Here is a 662-nt window from a genome sequence, read left to right on the forward strand (position 1 = left end):
TACCTCATGCAGCACAGCTTCGGCTTCCAGGTCCACGACGTGACCAAGCCGCACCACCCGCACCGTCACGGCCGCGCCGACATCGGCTGGCCCACCACCCCGGAGGCACCATGACCACCCCGCCCACCGCCGCCCCACCACCCGCCGCGCCGTTGCCGGCGGTGCTGGAAGGCCACCCGCTGGTAGTGGTCGACGTGGAGGGCAACGGCGGCCGGCCGCCGCAGATCGTGGAGATCGCCGTGCTGCCCGTCGACGGACCGGTCACCGCACGCGACCTGCGCAGCTGGCTGGTGCGCCCCGCCACACCGATCACCCCGTTCGCCCGCCGGATCCACGGCATCCGCAACGACGACGTCCAACACGAACCACGCTGGCACGGCGTCTCCCACGAAATCCAACCCGTGCTGACCGGCCGGACCCTGATCGCGCACAACGCGGGCACCGAGTACCGGGTGCTCAGCGCGCACCTGCCCGGCTGGCAGCCGCCCCTGGTGCTCGACACCCTCACCCTCGCCAAACACGTCTGGCCCGACCTGCCCGGCTACGGCCTCGACGCACTCGTCGCCCACGCCGACCTGGACACCACCGGCACCGACGGGCAACGCCCGCACCGCGCCGGCTACGACACCTGGTGCGCCTGGCTGCTCTTCCGCACCCTCCTC

1 protein-coding gene is annotated in these 662 nt (G+C 72.7%); it reads left to right on the forward strand.

From position 1 onward, the window contains the following. Positions 1-110 precede the first annotated feature (110 nt). Positions 111-662, forward strand: a 552-nt coding sequence (locus tag ADK67_RS10370; protein ID WP_053716191.1) for a 3'-5' exonuclease, incomplete at its 3' end; no start/stop codon positions are given.

The organism is Saccharothrix sp. NRRL B-16348 (assembly GCF_001280085.1).
GTDB lineage: Bacteria > Actinomycetota > Actinomycetes > Mycobacteriales > Pseudonocardiaceae > Actinosynnema.